This is a genomic window from Nocardia sp. NPDC020380, from assembly GCF_044386975.1.
Lineage (GTDB): Bacteria > Actinomycetota > Actinomycetes > Mycobacteriales > Mycobacteriaceae > Nocardia.
In genome coordinates, this window is sequence record NZ_JBIRVQ010000001.1 from 156,502 (window position 1) to 175,262 (window position 18,761).

The window sequence follows — 18,761 nt, forward strand, 5'->3', positions numbered from 1 at the left end:
GACCACGACAGCCACCCGGGGCACAAGGCGGCACCCGCTCAGCGCGCATACTTCGCACCCCCACCAGGCCTGCAAGAGTTGTGTTCACACCGCGCCGAAGGGTTGCGTGACCGGCCGCACGCCTTCCCGGTTGTCGTACCCAGGGAACAAACTGGGGTCGGAACGGTTGTAACCAGCTTGGATGATGTCGATTGAGGTGGGTGGGGAGATGAGGGTCCGGGTGCCGGAAAAAGAGGGGTCCGGCTGGCTTCGCCGATTGTGGGAGCGCTGCAGGGAACACCCGTGGATGCTGGCGGGCATCGCCGGCGCCGTGGTGCTGGGCGCCCTCGTCGAGGTGACCGGCCCGCTGCTGGCCAAGCGCGCTCTCGACGGCGCCACCGCCGGCGACACCGGAATCATCGCCGCCATGGCCGTGCTGCTGATCCTGCTCGCGGCCGGCCGCTTCCTCGCCTCCTTCGCCCGCCGCATGATCGCCGGGCGGCTCGCCCTGGACGTGCAGCACGAACTCCGCATCGATCTGCTCGGCGCGCTGCAACGCCTCGACGGACCCGGCCAGGACGCCCTGCGCACCGGGCAGGTGATCTCGCGCTCCATCAGCGATCTGACCCTCGTGCAGGGACTGCTGTCCATGGGCCCCTGGTCCCTGGTCGCCGCACTGCAATTCGTGCTGGCCGCCGGCGTGATGCTGTGGCTCTCACCGCCTTTGGCGCTGGCCGCGTTGCTCGTGGTGCCGGTGCTGGCGATCGTCGTCTACCGGGTGCGGCCGCGGCTGTACGCGGCCACCTGGTCCGCCCAGCAGCGGGCCGCCGATCTGGCCCAGCACGTCGAGGAGACCGTCACCGGCGTGCGCGTGGTGAAGGGCTTCGGGCAGGAAGCCCGCATGGTCGACGTGCTGGAACGGCACGGCCGCAAGCTCTTCGCCGAGCGCATGCGCGCGGCCCGCATCGACGCCCGCTTCAGCCCCACCCTGGCCACCGTGCCGCAGGCCGGACTGGTCGCCGTCATCGCGGCGGGCGGCCTGCTGGCCCTGCACGGCGCCATCGGGCTGGGCACCTTCCTGGCCTTCACCGCCTACGTCAGCACCATGACCAACTCCACCCGCATCGTCTCCTACGTGGTGGTCATGGCGCAGCTGACCCGCGCCGCCGCGGAACGCGTGCACCAGGTCATCGACAGCGCGCCCGAACGCACCGATCCCGAGCAGCCGGTGGAACTGCCCGCCGGGCCGCTCGGCATCGATATCGATTCGCTCACCTTCGGATTCGAGCCCGACCGCCCGGTATTGCACGACTTCGACCTGAACATCGCCCCGGGCGAGACGGTCGCCATCATCGGCCCCGCCGGGTCCGGCAAGTCGACGCTGTCGCTGCTGCTCCCCCGCTTCTACACCCCCGATGCGGGCCGGATCGCGCTGTACGGCAACGGTTCCCACACCGATATCGCCGACCTGCGCGCCGCGGATCTGCGCGCGGCCATCAGCGTGGTCTTCGACGAGGCATTCCTGTTGTCGGACACCATCTCCGCCAATATCGCGCTGGCCCGCCCGGAATCCACCGAGGCCGAGATCCGCGCCGCCGCCGAACAGGCCGCCGCCGACGACTTCATCAAGGCCCTGCCCGACGGCTACGACACCGTGGTCGGCGAACGCGGACTGACCCTTTCGGGTGGTCAGCGCCAGCGCATCGCCCTGGCCCGGGCACTGCTGGCCGACCCCCGCATCCTCATCCTCGACGACGCCACCTCCGCCGTGGACGCCGTCACCGAGGCCGCCATCTTCCGCGCCCTCCCCGCCGACACCGGCCGCACCACCCTCATCCTCGCCCACCGCGAATCCACCCTCGCCCACGCCGACCGCGTGATCCGGCTCCCCGCACCGGCTGCCGGGCCCGGTGAGCGAGCGGTCACGCTGGGAGACAGCGCACTCGCCACCGAAGATGCCGCCCTGGCGGCGGACGCGGCACGATCGCTGCCCGCGGCGGCACGGGACGAGATCGAGGAGCCGGATCGGGATACGCCGGAAGAGGTCCGGCGGGTCCTGGGTGATCTGCCACCGGCCGCCGAACGGCCCGGGCTGGACTACGCCGAACTGCGGCAACCGGATCCGGGATTCCGCCTGCGGCGGGCGCTCGGCATGGTGAAGTGGCTGGTGGCGGGCACCATGTTGCTGCTGGCGCTGAGCGCCGTTGCGGGCGTGGTGTTCCCGACCATCGTGCGATACGCCATCGACGCCGGTGTGACCCGGCACGACGGCTGGGCGCTCGCCGAGGCGACCGTGATCGGCGCGGTCGTGGTGGTGCTGGGCTGGCTGGTGTCGGCGGTCTCGGTGCTGTGGAGCAACCGGGCCGGCGAGCGCATCCTGTACGGGCTGCGGGTGCGCAGCTATTCGCATCTGCAGCGGCTCGGGCTCGACTTCTACGAGCGCGAACTGTCCGGCAAGATCATGACGCGGATGACCACGGACATCGACGCGCTCTCCACCTTCCTGCAGACCGGTGTGCCCGACGCCCTGGTCAGCCTCATCACCGTGTCCGGCATCGCGGTCGCGCTGCTGGTGATCGACGCCAAACTGGCGCTGGTGGTGCTGGTTTCGCTGCCGCTGCTCACGGTGGGCACCTGGTGGTTCAGCAAAGTGTCGGATTCCGCCTACAGCCAGGCACGCGAGCGCGCGGCCACCGTGAACGCCGACTTCGCCGAGAACGTGGCGGGACTGCGTGTGGTGCAGGCCAATCGGCACGAGGGGCGCGCCGCGCGGCGGTTCGCGGAGTTCTCCGATCGATACCGGGTCAGCCGCATGCGGGCGCAGCGGGCCATCGCGCTGTTCTTCGCCTCGGTGGGCGTCTGGGCCGATCTGTCGCTGGCGGCGGTCGTGTTCGTCGGAGCGTGGGCGGTCGCGCACCACAGCACCACTCCGGGCACCCTGGTCGCCTTCGTGCTGTACCTGCAACTGCTGTTCGGGCCCATCCAGCAGTTGTCGCAGTTGTTCGACGGATATCAGCAGGCGCGCGTCGGCCTGCGGCGCATCGGGGAACTGCTGCGCACGCCGTCGTCCATCTCCCCCGACCCGGAACAGCCCGCCGTCATCGACGGGCGGCTGCAGGGTGACGTGGCCTTCGACAATGTGCGCTTCCGATACCAAGGCGCGATCGAACCCGCCCTGGACGGCGTGAGCCTGCGCATTCCGGCCGGGTCGAGCCTGGCGCTGGTCGGTGCGACCGGCGCCGGCAAGTCGACCATCGTGAAGCTGCTGGCCCGCTTGTACGACATGCCGCGACAGGAACCTGTTGCACGTGACGGGAATCACGAAAAACCGGACAATGTCGAACTGCTCCCAATAGCGGAATCACATGAATCCGCCCACACCCCGGCATATACCGGGACAATCACCGTCGACGGCGTCGATATTCGCGACTACCGGCTGACCGAGTTCCGTTCCCGGCTGGGCGTCGTACCTCAGGAAGCTCACCTGTTCACAGGCGACATCGCGAGCAACATTGCATTCGGCAAACCATTTGCCACCCCGGCGGAGATCGAAGCGGCCGCCGCCGCGGTCGGCGCGCTGCCGACAATCCAGGCGCTACCACTGGGAATGCGGCAACCCGTGGGTGAACGCGGCCGCGGACTGTCCGCCGGGCAGCGGCAGCTCATTGCACTGGCCCGCGCCGAACTCGTGCACCCGGATCTGCTGCTGCTCGACGAGGCCACGGCCGTGCTGGATCCGGCCGCCGAGGCATCGGTCCTGGTCGCGAGCGAATCGGTGACACGCGGCCGGACCTCGGTGATCGTCGCGCATCGCCTGGCCACGGCCGCGCAGGCCGACCGGATCGCCGTGGTGGAACACGGCAGGATCACCGAAATCGGCACTCATGAAGAACTGCTATCGGCGCGCGGCGCCTATGACCGGCTGTGGGCTGCGGCGCGGGCAACGGAAGGAATATTCTCGGCCGAGGACGAGTCGTCACGAGAGAATGTGTCCGCTCGGTGGTAGCCATGCCCATAGGTGAACAGGGGTGGGCATATCCTCAGAGGGGGCGCATCGGCGCGCATCCGCCGATTACCCGTGCCGGGCACGTCACAAACGTCGCAGCGCGAAGAACGAAATGAGGCGAACACCTGCTGTGAGCAGCTCAACATCCCAGTTCGGACAGAACCAGTGGCTCGTTGACGAGATGTACCAGAAGTACAAGCAAGACCCCTCGTCTGTCGATGAGAGCTGGCACGAGTTCCTCGCCGACTACACGCCGGAGAACTCCGACGCGACTGGCAACAACAGCCAGTCCGCCGCTGCTCCCGCTGCTGCCGCCGGGTCTTCTGTCTCCACAACGAACCAAGCCCCCACCCCCGCCCCCGCTCCCGCCCCGGTCGTCCAGCCCGCACCCGTCGCCGCCGCGCCCGCCCCGGCACCGGCTCCGGCCCCCGCGCAGGTGCGTGCCCCGCAGACGACCCCGGCTCCCGCCTCGAACGCCGCCCCCACCTCGGGTGGCCCGAAGCCGGCCGCCGAGGACGAGACCAAGGTGCTCCGCGGGCCCGCCGCCGCCGTCGTGAAGAACATGTCGGCGTCGCTGGCCGTCCCCACCGCCACCTCGGTGCGCGCCATCCCGGCCAAGCTGATGATCGACAACCGGCTGGTCATCAACAACCATCTGGCCCGTACCCGCGGTGGCAAGATCTCCTTCACCCACCTGCTCGGCTACGCCATCGTGCAGGCGATCAAGTCGTTCCCGAACATGAACCGGCACTTCGCCGAGATCGACGGCAAGCCGAACTCGGTGACCCCGGCGCACACCAATCTCGGTCTGGCCATCGACCTTCCGGGCAAGGACGGCAGCCGTGCGCTCGCGGTCGCGGCCATCAAGAACACCGAGGACATGACCTTCGCGCAGTTCCACACTGCGTACGAGGACGTCGTGCGCCGCGCCCGCAACGGCAAGCTCACCAATGACGATTTCGCGGGCGTCACCATCTCGCTGACCAACCCCGGCACCATCGGCACCAATCACTCGGTGCCGCGCCTCATGCCGGGACAGGGCGCCATCATCGGCGCGGGCGCGATGGAGTACCCGGCCGAGTTCCAGGGCATGAGCGACGAGCAGCTGGCCAATATCGGCATCGGCAAGCTGATGACGCTCACCTCCACCTACGACCACCGCATCATTCAGGGTGCGGAGTCCGGTGACTTCCTGCGCACCATCCACAACCTGCTGATCTCCGACGAGTTCTTCGACGAGATCTTCCACGGCATGGGTGTCCCCTACGAGCCGGTCCGCTGGCGCAAGGACATCAAGGAGCGCGGCGTCGACAAGAGCGTCCGCGTCCAGGAACTCATCGCGGCGTACCGCAACCGCGGTCACCTGATGGCCGACACCGACCCGCTGCGGCTGGTGAAGGACAAGTTCCGCTCGCACCCGGACCTGGATGTCACCCAGCACGGCCTGACCCTGTGGGACCTGGACCGCGAATTCAATGTCGCGGGCTTCCACGGCCAGGAGCGCATGAAGCTGCGCGACGTGCTGTCCGTGCTGCGCGACGCGTACTGCCGGCACGTCGGTGTGGAGTACACCCACATCCTGGATACCGAGCAGCTCAAGTGGATTCAGGATCGCGTGGAGCAGAAGCACGCGAAACCCACTGTCGCCGAGCAGAAGTACATCATGTCCCGGCTCAATGCGGCCGAGGCGTTCGAGACCTTCCTGGCCACCAAGTACGTCGGCCAGAAGCGGTTCTCGCTCGAAGGCGCGGAAGCCGTCATCCCGATGATGGACGGCGTCATCGACCAGTGCGCCGAGTACGCGCTGGACGAGGTCGTCATCGGCATGCCGCACCGCGGTCGCCTGAACGTGCTGGCGAACATCGTCGGCAAGCCGTACTCGAAGATCTTCACCGAGTTCGAGGGCAACATGAACCCGGCGGCCACCCATGGCTCCGGCGACGTGAAGTACCACCTCGGTGCGCGCGGCACCTACCTGCAGATGTTCGGCGACAACGAGATCGAGGTCTCGCTGACCGCCAACCCCTCGCACCTGGAAGCCGTCGACCCGGTGCTGGAGGGTCTGGTTCGCGCCAAGCAGGACCTGCTCACCAAGGAAGACATCGTCACCAAGGGTGAAGAGGCGCGCAACTTCTCGGTCGTGCCGCTGATGATGCACGGTGACGCGGCGTTCGCCGGTCAGGGTGTCGTCGCGGAGACGCTGAACCTGTCGGGTCTGCGCGGCTACCGCACCGGCGGCACCGTGCACATCGTGGTGAACAACCAGATCGGCTTCACCACCGCGCCGGAGTACTCGCGTTCCACCGAATACTCCACGGATATCGCGAAGTTCATCGGCGCGCCGATCTTCCACGTGAACGGCGACGACCCGGAAGCCTGTGTGTGGGTGGCGAAGATCGCCGTCGACTACCGCCAGCGGTTCCACCGCGACGTGGTGATCGACATGATCTGCTACCGCCGCCGCGGCCACAACGAGGGCGACGACCCGTCGATGACCCAGCCGTACATGTACGACGTCATCGACACCAAGCGCTCGGTCCGCAAGGCGTACACCGAGAGCCTGATCGGCCGTGGCGATATCTCGCTGAAGGAAGCCGAAGACGCCCTGCGCGACTACCAGGGTCAGCTGGAGCGGATCTTCAACGAGGTGCGCGAGCTGGAGAAGTTCCCGCCGGAGCCGTCGGAGTCGGTCGAGGACGAGCAGCAGCTGCCCGCCAATCTCGTTACCTCCGTGGACAAGACGGTGCTGCAGCGCATCGGTGACGCGTTCGTGAACGTGCCCGAGCACTTCACCGTGCACCCGCGCGTCAAGCCGGTCATGGAGCGGCGCCGCGAGATGGCGTACGAGGGCAAGGTCGACTGGGCCATGGCCGAGTTGCTGGCCTTCGGCACGCTCATCGACGAGGGCAAGGCCGTCCGCCTGACAGGTCAGGACTCGCGCCGCGGCACCTTCTCGCAGCGGCACTCGGTCATCATCGACCGCAAGACCGGTGACGAGTACACGCCGCTGCACAACATCGGGTCCAAGAGCCCCGGCTGGTTCGCGGTGCACGATTCGGCGCTGTCCGAATACGCCGCTGTCGGTTTCGAATACGGCTACTCGCTGGGCAACCCGGACGCACTCGTGTTGTGGGAGGCGCAGTTCGGTGACTTCGTCAACGGCGCGCAGTCCATCATCGACGAGTTCATCTCCTCCGGTGAGGCCAAGTGGGGTCAGCTCTCCGAGGTCGTGCTGCTGCTGCCGCACGGTCACGAGGGTCAGGGCCCGGACCACACCTCGGGTCGTATCGAGCGGTTCCTGCAGCTGTGTGCCGAGGGTTCGATGACGGTGGCGGTTCCGTCCACCCCGTCGAACTACTTCCACCTGCTGCGCCGGCACGCGCTGGACGGCATCCGCCGCCCGCTGGTGGTCTTCACGCCGAAGTCCATGCTGCGCAACAAGGCCGTGGTGTCGGAGGTGGAGGACTTCACGGACAACAAGTTCCGTACGGTCCTGGAAGAGCCGACCTACGAGTCGGGCAACGGTGACCGGTCCAAGGTCAAGCGGGTGCTCCTCACGTCCGGCAAGATCTACTACGAGCTGGTCGCCGAGAAGAACAAGAACAACCGCGACGACGTGGCCATCGTCCGCGTCGAGCAGCTGTACCCGATTCCGAAGTTCCGCCTGAACGAGGCGCTGGAGGGCTACGCCAACGCCACCGACCTCGTCTGGGTCCAGGAAGAGCCCGCCAACCAGGGCGCCTGGCCGTTCTTCGGCCTGAACCTCCCGGAGATCCTCCCGGCCCGGTTCGGCAAGCTGCGCCGCATCTCGCGTCGCGCCATGTCGGCCCCGTCCTCGGGTTCCTCCAAGGTGCACGCCGTCGAGCAGGCCGAGATCATCGAGGAAGCCTTCGCCCCCACCGCCTAGGCTCCCCCGAGACCCCGCGAGGCCGGAACTCTCCCGAGTTCCGGCCTCGCGCCGTTTCCGGCCGCGCCCGCTGAAAACACTCCCGCACTGCGTTTCCCGGGACTTACCGTAGGCAGATGCCCGAGCCGACCATCGCAGATCACGCCCACATCGAGCACCAGTTCGCAGCCCTGCGCCATTGGGCGGCCCTGGACCACAATCCGATGCTCACCGCCGCGGAACTTTGCGACACAAGTGCTCTCAGCGTGCGAGATGGGTCAGCCGAGTCCAATCCAGCTTGATGGCGATCGGCACATCGATCGCGGTGATTCCTTCGGTCCACTCGAACTTCTCATGCGGCCGATACTGATTCAGTACGTGGTCGAGTACGTACGTTTGGATCGCAGCGACGGCATTGTCCGCGATGTGGACGATCCAGTACCAAGGGATCCCCGCGAGCGCGTATTCGGCCAGCTTGTCAGCGGTGTCGACACGTTCCGTGCCCGGTGAGACGATCTCGATGATCAACTTGACCTTCGACGCCGGAAATGGTCGCAGTTCCGGGGGCGCGCATTCGATCAATGCGACATCGGGACGCCGGATGGTCACGCGAGGCAGCTCCCACAGCAACACGTCGAAATCGGTGTCGACATCGAGACAGCCGTCGTTGAAGCGGTTCATGTGCAGATCTGCCGCCGCCTCGACCATGTCGGCGATCCGGCGGCCCGCTTTTTGATGCGGTCGTATCGGAGCTTCTGCGCGGACAGCTTCACCGTTCACGACTTCGACCAGCTTGCAGAAATCTTCGGGCAGCTTCTTCCAGATCTCCACGGTGATCGGCTCGGGCTGCAGATTCTCTTCTCGCGCCCAGTCGAGCACTTCGGACATGATGCGCTCCTCTGTATCGCCGCCGCGGTCGGCCCTGATCCTATATGCCGAGGTGGGGCATAGCCGGGGTGTCGAAGCGGACGGTGGTTTGAGTGTCTATGGGGTGGAAGCCTATGCGCTGGTAGAGGGCGTTGGCGGTGGGGTTGGACCGGTCGGCGAAGAGGAGGATTTCCTTGGTGCCGGCGGCTAGTTCGGATTGGCAGACGTAGGTGGTTATGGCGGCGGCGAAGCCTTTGCCGCGGAAGGGTTTCGGGGTGTAGACGGGGCCTATGCGGACGGTGCCGGAGATTCGGCGGGTGGTGCCTGCGAGGGAGACCGGGTGGCCGTCTATGTGCCAGAGGGAGAGGCCGCCGTGGGTGAGGCGGTCATCGGTTTGGCGGTCGGAGTGGGAGGGTTGGGGGCCGTTTATCTGGCGGGAGAATTCTTCCAGCCATTCGATCAGCAGGGGGCGGTCCGGGCGGATGGCGAGGCGGGCGGCGCCGGGGGTGGTGGGTTCGGGGTCCGCCAGATCGCCCAAGCGGTAGAGGGATTCGGCTCGGACGGGGATGGTGGGCGCGCCGGTTTCGTGCTGCCAGGCGGCGGCGAAGGCGTGGACAGCGGATTCGGGGCCCGAGGCGTAGGGCAGGGCGGGATCGATGGCGGCGTAGGTGCGGGCCAGGTCCGCCGCGGCGGTTCCGGGTAGGGCGGTGAGCAGGATGCCGTAGGGCGGGGTGCGGAGGAAGACGGCGGCGACTCGGCCGTCGGGGCCGGTCCACCAGCCGAATTGCGGTGGGCTGTCGTCGAATGCGGTCGCTCCCTGATGGCGTACGCGTGCGGCCACCGTCAGCATCACGGTGTTGCGCACGGGATCCGAGTGCACGAATTCGCCTGCGGCACGGTCATAGTGCGGCAGCTCGGAGGTGACAGTCCACGACATTCGTCCATCATGGCGTGGCCTGCTCTGTTTCGAGCATGCGCCGCAGTGGCTTGCTCAGGCTTGCCCCGCGGGAGGTGGTTGCCGGGTGAGTGCTGAAATGGTGGGATGACTTCCGTTCCACTAGCGCCGCGCCAGGCTCCGCCGCCTACCCGTCTGCGTTCACTCCTGTTCACGCTGGGGCCGGTGCGGCATCGGTGGCGGTCCGGGGTGCGGTCGGCGGCGGCGTTCGCGATTCCGGCGGGAACGCTGGTGGCGGCGGGGCATTCGCGGTACGCCATGTTCGCGGCCTTCGGAGCGTTCGCGGTGATGTACGGGGACGGGCGGCCGGTGCGGACCCGCACGGGGTCGGTGGTGGCGGCCGGGATCGGATTGCTCGCCTGCACCGGGACGGGTGCGCTGCTCGGGAAGGTGATTGGCGGGCGGCCCGGGGACGGGGTGGTCACGGTCGTCGTGCTGACGCTGGTGGCGATGGCCGCGGTGTACGGGATCAATGCGACGCGGCCGGGACCTCCGGGGGCGCTGTTCTTCATGATGACCTGCGGCGGCGGGATGGCCGCGGCGAAGGCCGGGGTCGCGCCCGCGACGATCGTGGGGTGCGCGGCCCTCGGCGTGACGGGGGCGGCCGTGGTGACGCTGATCAGCGCGGGCATCGACTACTCGCGGGGTGATCGGACGGCAGGGCCGCGGGTGCCGGCGGTGTGGCGGCGATTGCGGCGGTCGTGGTCGGCGCGATCGCATGCGGTGACGACCATGCTGCGGGTGGGCATCGCCTGCGCGGTAGCGGGCGGGATCGCGGTGTCCCTGCACTGGCTGCATCCGTATTGGGCGATGCTGACCGCGCTGGTGGTGCTGGCGCAGGGCCCGCATCGAACCGGCGGGCGGGCGCGGGCGATTCACCGCTTCGCGGGCACGGCGGCCGGACTGGTGTTCTTCGCGGGCCTGTATCAGCTGTCGCCGTCCGGGTATTGGCTGGTCGCGCTGGTGGCCGCGCTCATGTTCGCGATCGAGTTGTTCGTCGGCTCGAACTACGCGATCGCGGTCTTCTTCATCACGCCGACAGCGCTTTTCGCGGGTGGGGCGGGCGCCGGTAAGGCCGCCGGCCCGATGATCCGGGATCGCTTCCTGGAGACCATGATCGGCGTGCTCGTGGCCGTCGTCGTGCTGAGTGTCGTTGTGCCGCGCGCACATCGGCGCACCCTGTATTCGGAGCAGGGGCGGATGCGGGCGACCGCCGGGGAGTTGCTGGCGGCCCTGCACGAGCCGATGGACGCGCGGGGCCGGCTCCTCTGCGACAAGCTGCGTTTCGATCTGAAGGGTTGCGAGAACGCGGGCATCGATTGCGCCCACGACGATGCCCGCTGGGTGCGCTCGCGCTGGGCGGCGCACGCGCAGCTACTGCACGACGGCCACACCCTGCTCACGGCCGCGGAGGCGGTGCCCATGGGTGTGACGGCGATCGCTCCGGAGCGCGACGGGCAACCCTTGCCCTCCGAGAGTTCCACGTCGTATATTCCACGTGGAATATTTGGTGCGGATGATGGAGGTTCACAGTGACCCGTAAGCAGGCGGTACCGGCGTTGACGTCTCTGGCGATCGCGGTACTCGCTCTGCTGGAGGAACGCCCCATGCATCCGTACGAGATGTATCAACTGCTCTCGAGCCGCCACGAAGACGAGATCATCAAGATCAGACCCGGCTCGCTCTACCACACCGTCACCCGGCTGGCAGAGCAGGAACTGGTCGTGGCCGAGGGCACCGATCGGGCCGGCAACCGGCCGGAACGCACCACATACCGGATCGAAACCGCTGGTAGCCGGGCATTGCGCGCCAGGGTGGCAGAGATCCTGCGAGAGCCGGTAAACGAGTACCCGATCTTCCCGGTCGCTTTGGCCGAAGCGCACAATCTGCCCAGAGACGAAGTGATCGCGCTGCTGACCGAGCGCATCACCTGGCTGGAGGGCCGGCTCACCGAACTCTCGGCACTGCACGAGTGGGCGGCGAGCCGACAGGTACCGCGCAGGTACTGGACGACCATCGACTTCATTCACCACACCACCGATGCCGAAGCCGCCTGGCTGCGCGGCTTCATCGCCGAACTGGAGTCCGGCGAGCTGGAGTGGGAAGACATCGATCCACACACCGGTGACCGCGTCTGCAGCCCCGAAGAAGGCATGGGCCACGACTGGGGCGCGGCGCTCACCGACGAGGACCTCGCCCGGGTCCGCACCGACCACCCGAGATAGGAACACATTCCATGTCCACACAACGCAATCCATGGCTGGCGCTGTACGCGCTGGTCGTCGGATTCTTCATGATCCTGCTGGACATGACCATCGTCGCGGTGGCCAACCCGGCGATCATGAAGGATCTGCACGCGGACGTCTCCCAGGTCATCTGGGTGACCTCCGCCTACCTGCTGGCCTACGCGGTCCCGCTGCTGGTCACCGGCCGCCTCGGCGACCGTTTCGGCCCCAAGAACATCTACCTGGGCGGCCTGATCGTCTTCACCCTGGCCTCGCTGTGGTGTGCGGAATCGACCAGCATCAACATGCTGATCGCGGCCCGCGCCGTGCAGGGCCTGGGCGCGGCGCTGATGACGCCGCAGACCATGGCCGTCATCACCCGCACCTTCCCGCCGGACAAGCGCGGCGCGGCCATGGGCCTGTGGGGCGGCGTGGCCGGTCTGGCCACCCTCGTCGGCCCGATCCTGGGCGGCGTGCTGGTGGACTGGAAGGGCTGGCAGTGGATCTTCTACGTGAACGTGCCGATCGGCATCATCGCGTTCGGTCTGGCGGCCTGGCTGGTGCCGTCGCTGCCGACGCATCAGCACAAGTTCGACTTCGTGGGCGTGGCGCTCTCGGGTATCGGCATGTTCCTGCTGGTGTTCGGCATCCAGGAGGGCAATACCCATCACTGGGATGCCTGGATCTGGGGCATGATCGCGGCCGGCGTGGTGGTGCTGGGCCTGTTCGTGGTCAATCAGGCGCGCAACAAGGGTGAGCCGCTGGTGCCGCTGAGCCTGTTCAAGGACCGTAACTTCGCGGCCTCCAACCTGGCCATCGCGGCCATGGGCGCGGCGGTGACCGGCGTGTTCGTGCCCGCCTACTTCTACCTGCAGCAGGTGCGGGACCTGTCGCCGACGCGGTCGGCGCTGGTGTTCGCGCCGATGGCCATCCTGACCGGTGTGTTCGCGCCGTTCATCGGCAAGATCTCGGATCGGATGCCGCCGCGGGTGCTGCCGACCATCGGTTTCGCGGTGTTCTCGGCGACGCTGTTCGGTTTCGCGCAGCTGATGAAGCCGGACGGGTCGATCGCGCTGTTCCTGATCATCGGCGGTATCGCGGGTATCGCGAACGCGTGCATCTGGGCGCCGCTGGCCACCACGGCCACCCACAACCTGCCGGTGCAGCAGGCCGGTGCGGGCGCGGGCGTGTACAACACGACGCGGCAGGTGGGTTCGGTGCTGGGTTCGGCGGCGATCAGCGCGCTGATGTCGTCTCGCATTGCGGCACAAGGCCTGCCGAGCGGGCCGATCGGCGAGGGCACCGGTTCCGGTGGGCTGAGCCATCTGCCGCCGGAGGTGAAGGCGGGCATCCTGGAGAAGATCAGCACCGCGCTGAGCCAGTCCATGTACCTGCCCGCCCTGATCCTGATCATCGGCGTGGCGGCCTCGGCCATGTTCGTGGGTCACGCCAAGTCGGCCGCCAAACAGGACGCCGCCCTGGCGAAGGCCAACGCCCTGCACTGAGTCCGGTTGCGCGGCAACCGATCCCGCTGTGAAGAAGGCGCCCGCCCGGGTTTACACCCGGGCGGGCGTTTCGCGATCGGGTAGTGGGTGGCCTGCCCGCACAGGCACCGGTGTCGCGGCGGCGGTCGCCCGTGTCAGTGGGCGACGCCGAGGCCCCAGAGGCGGGTCCAGTCGATGCGGAGTTCGATGGGCATGTCCATGACGGTTTCGGCGCCTACCGGGGTGAGTTTGCGGTGGGGGCGGTAGCGATCGAGCACGAGGACGTGGGTTTGGATCGCGCTGACGCGGTCCCGATCGAGGTAGATCAGCCAGTACCAAGGGATTCCGGCCTTGGCGTATTCGGCCTGTTTGTCGGTGGTGTCCACGCGTTCGGTCACGGGCGACACCACTTCGATGGCGATCTTCACCCGCGCGGCGGGGATGGGGCCGACATCCGCGGGCGCGCAGGAGAACAGCGCGATATCGGGACGCCGCACGGTGACCCGCGGTCCGTCCCACAACAGAATGTCCTGATCCAGGCCGACATACAGCCAGCCGTCGTTGTACCGCTCCATATGCGCCCCGGCGCCCGCCTCGAGCATGGAGGCAATGCGCTGGGCCGCGGTGCGATGCTGTTGCGCGGGCGCTTCGGCGCGCACCACGTCACCGTTCACCACCTCGACGAGACGGCAGAAGTCGCGGGGCAGCTTCTTCCAGACGTCGAGCGTGATCGGTTCGGGCTGCAGGTTTTCCGCCCGCGCCCATTCGAGTACTCCGGACATGCGCGCTCCCTCTGAGTGGGCGACTGCCGCGCCGATAGTAGACCGGGACCGTCGGCAAAACGGCCGTTCGGCACTTTTACTGCTTCTACCGCTGCCCGCCCGGCGTGTCAGCCGATCCGGCTCAACTGACACGAACGGTCAGTGACGGATAGCCCGACGCGCCATCCGGAACCGGGTCCGCGACATCCGCCGTCTGCACCGCGCCGGTGCCGTCGGTGGCCCGCACCCAGACCGTGTGCACACCGGATCCGGCGGCCTCCCAGTCGAATGCCCACTGCCGCCAGGTGTCGATCGACGGTTCGGCGGCCAGCCGCGCGGGCTGCCACTCCCCCTGATCGATCCGCACCTCGACGGCATTGATGCCGCGATGCTGCGCCCACGCCACACCGGCGATGGTGAGCTTGGTGCCGGCCGGGTAGGTGCCGTGCGCGCGGGGCGTGTCGATGCGGCATTCGGTCTTGATCGGGCCCTGCGGGGACCAGCCGCGCTCGGTCCAATACGACTGGGCGCGATCGAATCTGGTGACCTCCAGTTCGGTCACCCACTTGGTGGCGGACACGTAGCCGTAGAGTCCGGGCACCACCAGGCGGGCGGGATAGCCGTGCTCGGTGGGCAGGGGCTGGCCGTTCATCCCGACCGCCAGCATGGCGTCGCGGCCGTCCAGCAGTACCGCCAGCGGACTGCCCGCGGTGAAACCGTCCACGCTGCGTGACAGCACCATGTCCGCATCCGGGTGCGGGCCCGCCTCTTTCAGCAGATCGTCCAGCCGATAACCGAGCCAGCTGGCATTGCCGATCAGATCGCCGCCGACCGGATTCGATACGCAGGTCAGCGTGACCAGCCGTTCGAGCGCCGGGCGGGCGGCGAGATCGCCGTACTTCAAATGGATTTCGCGATCCACCATGCCGTAGATGCGCAGTGACCAATCGTCCTTGCTGACCTGCGGGACGGTCAGCTCGGTATCGATCCGGTAGAAATCGGAGTTCGGCGTGAGATACGAAGAGATACCGGGGATCTGCATATCGGCGCCCGCGGGCACCGGCGGGGCCGGGGTGGCGGGCGGCGGCAGGGTGACCTCGGCGCGCTCATTGGCCACCGACCGGGAGCGCAGGCCGATCACCCGGCCGACCAGGCCCACCGCGCCGCCGGCGACGATCGCAATGGCTATGCCGCGCATGAGTTGCCGGCGTTCGATGGCGAACTCGGTGACGTCCGCCGAGCGTTCCGCCCGTTCGATCAGGCTGCGCAGCAGCAGGATTCCCGCGATCACACCCAGGATCGAGGGGATCGCCCACGTCCAGGTGGCTTCCGGGCGGCCCAGCGCGGCAATCGTCGACAGCACGCCGAACACCACGAACAAGGCCGATCCGATGGGCCGGCGCACCTGCTCCAGCACACCCGCGAGCGCGGACAGCAGGAACGCGCCCACGCCCATGCAGACGAACAACAGCAGCTTGTCGTCGGTGCCGACCAGCCCGATGACCCATTCCCGGAAACCGGTGGGCGTGTGATCGATGATCCACCCGCCGACCGCCTGCAATGGGGTGCTGTCCGGGCTGATCAGCACGGACACTATCTCGGCGACGCCGATGACGACGACACCCGCGGCGATGCCACTCGCAACCCGCACTCCACGATCGGCCACGAACCGACCCTACTGCCGGAATCGTCCCGTGGACCCGATCGAAGAGTGACGGAATTATGACGACCGCATGGTCACATTTCCGGTGTAGTTGACCATCCAGGAGACGCCGAACTTGTCGGTGCCGAGCCCGTACGCCTCGGCCCACGGGACCGGCCCGAAGGCCATATCGATCTCGCCGCCCGAGGTCAGCGCGTGGAAGACGCGGTCGGCCTCGGCGGCCGAGTCCAGTTCGAGCTGCACGTGGAAGCCCTGGTTCACGGTATTGACCTCGCGGTCCGGCGGGCAGTCCGACGCCATGAGGAGGTTGGTCTCGCTGAAGGGCATGGCCGCGTGCGCGATGCGTTTCGCGACATCGGCGGGCATATCGCCCGGGTCGCCGGGCATATCGCCGAAGCGGATGAGCACCAGCTCACCACCCAGTACGGACTGGTAGAAGACGAACGCCTCCTCGCAGTTGCCGTTGAAGAGCAGGTACGGGTTGACGACCGGCATGGGTTCCTCCTCGATCGAAGTCATGGGTGAACAAGCGCGCCACCCACAGACTAGGACGAGGCCCGCGCCGGAGAATGATCGCCGCGCAGGGCCACCAGCGCCACGACCGCCATCACCAGCAGACTGCACCCGGCCACCAGGAACGCATGGTGCAGGCCGCCGATACCCAGCGCCGGACCCGAATAGGCGAGCGCACCCAGCACCGCCACACCGAGCACCTGACCCAGCTGCCGCATCGCATTGTGTACCGACGAGGCCATACCGGCGTAGTGATGTTCCACGGCCGCCACGGCGGTCGCGGTCATCGGCGTCAGGCAGAGTCCGATCCCGAAGCCGCCCAGGGCCAGCAGCCACCAGATCGAGCCGAGGCCGGTATCCCGTTGCAGGGTCAGCAGTCCCAGCACCGCGAGACCGCCGAGCGTCAGCCCGGCGACCATGGGCGGCCGCGCCCCGAAGCGGCCGACCAACCGGCCGGAAATGGGTGCGGCACAGGCGAAGGCGATGCCGATCGCGCACACGTCGAAGCCCGCGCGGATGGCCGAATGTCCCTGTAGCTGCTGGAAATACGCACTCAGGTACACGACCAGGCCGACGAACGAGAAGAAGGCCACCATCCCGGCGACATTGGCGACCACGAAGCTCGGATGCCGGAACAGGGTGATATCCACCAGCGGATCGCCGTGTCGCCGTTCCCATCCCACGAACCCCGCCAGCGCGACGGCGGCCAGCACGAACGCGCCGAGCATCCAGCCCGATGTCCAGCCGTAGTGCTGGGCTTCGATCAGCCCGAAGGCCAGCGACGCGACCGCGATGGTGGTCAAGGCCGCGCCCTGCCAATCGAATCGGGCACGCGCGGGCGTACGCGGCACTCTCGGCACCGCGATAGCGGCGGCCACGCAGAACAGCGCCGCCAGCGGCACGTTCATGAGTTGCACCCAGCGCCAGCCGGGGCCGTTGACGATGACGCCGCCGACCACCGGTCCGACCGCGAGGGCCAGCCCCGAACTGGTCGACCACAGGCCGATGGCGGTCGCGCGCTGCTTCTCGTCGGTGAAGGTGGCGCGGATGATGGCGAGGCTGCTCGGCACCAGCAGGGCGGGGCCGATGCCCTGAATCACCCTGCCCGCCAGCAGGATCGGAATGCTCGGTGCGATTCCCGCGATGAGCGCACCGACCGCGAAGGTGACCAGGCCGGAGAGGAACATGCCCTTGCGTCCGTATCGGTCGCCGAGCCCGCCGCCGAGCATGAGCAGGCTGGCGAAGACCAGCACATAGGCGTTGACGATCCATTCGGCGGCGGTGGCGCCGACGTGCAGGTCCCGTGTCATGGTCGGCAGGGCGACGCTGATGACGGTGGTGGACAGGACGGCCAGGAACTGGCCTCCGGCGATGGCGGCCAACGTGATCCAGGGATTGCTGACTGCTGCCGTCTCGGTCCGGACCCGCGGTGCGAGAGTGGTCATGTACTGGACGTTAGGCTTGCGCGCTCATGCACTCCATGACCAAAATGGTTATCTTCCTATGCCTCTGGAGTTATCAGCATGGATCTGCTGCAGCTGCGCTACTTCCGGATGGTCGCGCGTGAAGAGAACATCAGCCGCGTCGCCGAGCAAATGCGGGTGGCACAACCCTCGTTGAGCCGCACCATCACCCGGCTGGAAAACGAGCTCGGCGTACCGCTTTTCGACCGGCAGGGACGGCGTATCCGGCTGAACCGGTTCGGCGCGGCCTTCCTGACCCGCGTGGAACGGGCGCTCGGCGAACTCGACGACGCCCGCCGGGAGCTGACCGATCTGGCCGGACTCGACCAGGGATCGGTCGCCATCGCCGCCGAGAACGTCACGTCCATCCGCGATGTGGTCGCCGAATTCCTGCACGCGCATCCCGGTGTCCGGGTCCGGCTGTTCCAGTCCACCGCGACGGTGATGGCGGAGCGGCTGATGGCCGGCGAGATCGACTTCGGTGTGCTCTCGCAGCCGCCCGCCCCCGGGCTCTCGACCCTGGAACTGATGAACGACCAAGTACTGCTGGGCGTTTCACTGGATCACCCGCTGGCCGCGCGGCAGTCGGTGACGCTCGCGGAAATGGCGGCACAGCCCTTCCTCACGACCGGTCCGGAGTACTGGCAGCGCATCCTGCTGGAGCACTTGTGCGCCAAGGTATGCCGCCGGCCCCTCATCTCCTGCGAGGGTGACGACCCGACCTCCCTACGCGCCCTGGTGGCCACCGGCCTCGGTGTGGTCCTGCTCCCCACCATGGCCCGGTCGATCGCGGGACCGGAGATCACCGGAGTCCCCATCGACGATCCGGACGCCCGCCGTCTGCTCCGGATCACGTGGCGTGCGGACGCCTATCTTTCCGTTGCCGCCCAGCGCTTCCGGGAGATGGCCATCGAACATTTCGCCCGGCGTTGAATACGGAAAAGGGTGTCAGTGCCGAA

At 67.7% G+C, this 18,761-nt stretch carries 12 protein-coding genes; 6 read left to right on the forward strand and 6 right to left on the reverse strand.

Going from position 1 to position 18,761, the window contains the following annotated elements; genetic code table 11:
* Nucleotides 1-184 precede the first annotated feature (184 nt).
* Together ACH438_RS00695 and ACH438_RS00700 are read left to right on the forward strand one after the other, a co-directional pair.
* Nucleotides 185-3,985 carry an ABC transporter ATP-binding protein gene (locus ACH438_RS00695; RefSeq protein ID WP_397000701.1) on the forward strand — a complete coding sequence of 1,267 codons (3,801 nt, stop codon included), beginning with the start codon at nt 185-187 and terminating at the stop codon, nt 3,983-3,985.
* A gap of 112 nt (nt 3,986-4,097) precedes the next feature.
* A complete protein-coding gene (locus ACH438_RS00700; protein WP_396999638.1) occupies nt 4,098-7,892 on the forward strand; it encodes a multifunctional oxoglutarate decarboxylase/oxoglutarate dehydrogenase thiamine pyrophosphate-binding subunit/dihydrolipoyllysine-residue succinyltransferase subunit in 3,795 nt (1,264 codons plus the stop codon).
* 240 nt (nt 7,893-8,132) lie between these two features.
* Here the strand turns inward: ACH438_RS00700 and ACH438_RS00705 are convergent, their stop codons facing one another.
* Both ACH438_RS00705 and ACH438_RS00710 read right to left on the reverse strand, forming a co-directional pair.
* Nucleotides 8,133-8,759, reverse strand: a complete 627-nt coding sequence (locus ACH438_RS00705) for a Uma2 family endonuclease (RefSeq protein WP_396999640.1) — start codon at nt 8,757-8,759, stop codon at nt 8,133-8,135.
* 40 nt (nt 8,760-8,799) lie between these two features.
* Nucleotides 8,800-9,675 (reverse strand): GNAT family N-acetyltransferase, encoded by an 876-nt coding sequence (locus ACH438_RS00710; protein ID WP_396999642.1) that lies wholly within the window; start codon nt 9,673-9,675, stop codon nt 8,800-8,802.
* 105 nt (nt 9,676-9,780) lie between these two features.
* Here ACH438_RS00710 and ACH438_RS00715 point away from each other — a divergent pair, with 105 nt between their 5' ends.
* From ACH438_RS00715 to ACH438_RS00725, 3 genes are read left to right on the forward strand one after another with little or no spacing between them, the layout of a single operon-like run.
* Nucleotides 9,781-11,229, forward strand: a complete 1,449-nt coding sequence (locus tag ACH438_RS00715; RefSeq protein WP_396999644.1) for an FUSC family protein — start codon at nt 9,781-9,783, stop codon at nt 11,227-11,229.
* A complete protein-coding gene (locus ACH438_RS00720) occupies nt 11,226-11,918 on the forward strand; it encodes a PadR family transcriptional regulator (RefSeq protein WP_396999646.1) in 693 nt (230 codons plus the stop codon). Before ACH438_RS00715 ends, ACH438_RS00720 begins: the two co-directional genes overlap by 4 nt.
* An 11-nt stretch (nt 11,919-11,929) precedes the next feature.
* Complete coding sequence (locus tag ACH438_RS00725; RefSeq protein WP_396999648.1) at nt 11,930-13,423, forward strand: DHA2 family efflux MFS transporter permease subunit; 1,494 nt, start codon at nt 11,930-11,932, stop codon at nt 13,421-13,423.
* Between the two features lie 134 nt (nt 13,424-13,557).
* Here the strand turns inward: ACH438_RS00725 and ACH438_RS00730 are convergent, their stop codons facing one another.
* The 4 genes from ACH438_RS00730 to ACH438_RS00745 all read right to left on the reverse strand — a co-directional run bounded on the left by ACH438_RS00730 (nt 13,558) and on the right by ACH438_RS00745 (nt 17,784).
* A complete protein-coding gene (locus ACH438_RS00730; protein WP_396999650.1) occupies nt 13,558-14,184 on the reverse strand; it encodes a Uma2 family endonuclease in 627 nt (208 codons plus the stop codon).
* A 121-nt stretch (nt 14,185-14,305) separates the two neighbouring features.
* Nucleotides 14,306-15,829, reverse strand: a complete 1,524-nt coding sequence (locus ACH438_RS00735; protein ID WP_396999652.1) for a molybdopterin-dependent oxidoreductase — start codon at nt 15,827-15,829, stop codon at nt 14,306-14,308.
* 54 nt (nt 15,830-15,883) lie between these two features.
* Entirely contained in the window at nt 15,884-16,345 is a 462-nt protein-coding gene (locus ACH438_RS00740) for a VOC family protein (RefSeq protein WP_396999654.1), read from the reverse strand.
* Nucleotides 16,346-16,371: 26 nt separating this feature from the next.
* Complete coding sequence (locus ACH438_RS00745) at nt 16,372-17,784, reverse strand: MFS transporter (RefSeq protein WP_396999656.1); 1,413 nt, start codon at nt 17,782-17,784, stop codon at nt 16,372-16,374.
* Nucleotides 17,785-17,862: 78 nt separating this feature from the next.
* Between ACH438_RS00745 and ACH438_RS00750 the strand changes: the two genes are divergently transcribed.
* A complete protein-coding gene (locus ACH438_RS00750) occupies nt 17,863-18,735 on the forward strand; it encodes a LysR family transcriptional regulator (protein ID WP_396999658.1) in 873 nt (290 codons plus the stop codon).
* The last annotated feature ends 26 nt before the right edge of the window (nt 18,736-18,761 follow it).